Source organism: Nitrospira sp. BLG_2, assembly GCF_049222245.1.
On the sequence record NZ_JBLYIG010000003.1, the window covers coordinates 1 to 1,748 of the forward strand.

At 56.8% G+C, this 1,748-nt stretch carries 2 protein-coding genes; both read left to right on the forward strand.

Going from position 1 to position 1,748, the window contains the following annotated elements:
- The first annotated feature begins 135 nt into the window (after positions 1-135).
- On the forward strand, positions 136-897 hold the full coding sequence (locus ACOSYY_RS00060; RefSeq protein WP_421660172.1) for a class I SAM-dependent methyltransferase: 762 nt from the start codon (positions 136-138) through the stop codon (positions 895-897).
- Positions 890-1,642: a class I SAM-dependent methyltransferase gene (locus ACOSYY_RS00065; protein ID WP_421660173.1), complete on the forward strand. Its 753-nt coding sequence runs from the start codon at positions 890-892 to the stop codon at positions 1,640-1,642. Before ACOSYY_RS00060 ends, ACOSYY_RS00065 begins: the two co-directional genes overlap by 8 nt.
- Positions 1,643-1,748: the final 106 nt, after the last annotated feature.

Genomic DNA, 1,748 nt, shown 5'->3' on the forward strand with positions numbered 1-1,748 from the left:
GCCGCTCTTGACTGTACGCTAATGCGGTACCCCATACGTGTCGCATTCCTTGGAGTTTCAGTACCCATATCTTACCTGTTAGAGATTTGGGGATAGGGCTGTTCTATTGGCGATCATCGCTCTCCCACCGCCGTCGTGAGACAGCTTTTCCGCAACAGTGTGTTCGTTCGGTGGGGTGCGGCGTTTCTTGGCCCCCACTTCTTTGCCAGCCTTGGAGCATTGCCCCGCTATTTCGTGGAGTGGAAAATCTATAATAAGAGGGCCACACAACAGATTTCTTTCCGGGATTCATACCCATGTCTTGGCGATCGTGTCGCCGCGACTCCGTTTGATCCGCACTATTTCTTCCAGGCGGCGTGGCTTGCCCGGCGATTGCAGGAGAACAAGCCTTCGAGCCATGTCGATGTCGGGTCCAGCACGATGATGATCAACGTGTTGAGTGCCGGCGTGAAGACCGTGTTTGTCGACTATCGTCCTCTTCACGTGCGTCTCTCTAATCTCAGTTCCCTTGCCGGCGATATCGTGCGGCTGCCTTTTCAAGACGGCAGCATTACTTCGTTGTCATGCCTCCATGTCCTTGAGCATGTAGGACTTGGTCGATATGGGGATCCCATCGACCCGGAAGGGAGCCTTCGGGCTGCTGCGGAGCTACAGCGCGTATTGAAGCCTGGCGGTACGTTCTTCCTTTCGGTACCGGTCGGACGCGAACGGGTGTGTTTCAATGCGCATCGAGTGTTCCGGCCCAGTACCGTAAGGAGTTTCTTCCAGGATCTTCGGCTCGATGCGTTCTCTCTTGTGGACGATGCCGGACAGTTCAATGAGGACGTTCCGCCGGAAGCTGCCTCCGATGTCGAGTATGGATGCGGACTTTTCGAATTTGTGAAGGCCCGTGAGTAACGGTCTACGGGCCTGGCTGGCTCAGAGTGAACTGTTCGCGTATAACGTCGTGCGGCGCGATCGCTGGATTGCGCATCAGGCGTCGCTGGTGCCGAGTGGGACGAGAGTGCTGGATGTCGGTGCCGGCTCCTGCCCGTATCGTGCGTTGTTTGCGCACTGCGACTACCGTACTCAAGACCTTGCACCGTTGCGGAATGACCAGCTTCGACATGGCGGCTATGGAGCACTCGACTTCGTGTCGGACGTGACGGCCATTCCGGTTCCTGACGGCAGCTTCGGAGTAGTGCTTTGCACAGAAGTCCTAGAGCATCATCCCGAGCCCATCAGGGTGGTCTACGAATTGGCGAGGATTCTTCAGCCGGGAGGAACACTCATTCTCACGGCGCCGCTTGGATCAGGAATCCATCAAGAACCCTACCATTATTACGGCGGTTACACACCCTGGTGGTACGAACGATTTCTGAAGACGGCCGGATTGGAGGAGATCAGCATTGAACCGAACGAAGGGTCGTTTCGATTTTTCGCGCAGGAGTCCTTACGGTTTATCCAGGCGACCAGTCCGTTGAGCGCGAGTCTCCCGGTGGGGGTTCGGTTGCTCTGGCTTCCGATGTGGATCATGCTTTTTCCTGTCCTTGGCTTGATTGTCCCAGTGTTCTGTAAATGGCTGGATAGATTCGACCGCGAGCGGCGCTTTACGGTCGGCTACCATGTCACGGCGCGGCGGGCAAGCCCACACTATTCATGACAGTTCGTTGTGAAATTGCGGAGTCGCCACGCGAGACGGACGCGTGGAACCGCGAGGAAGGGAGGCAGACTTGAAACAGTCTGTTGCCCGCCCAAGCGGCCCGCCC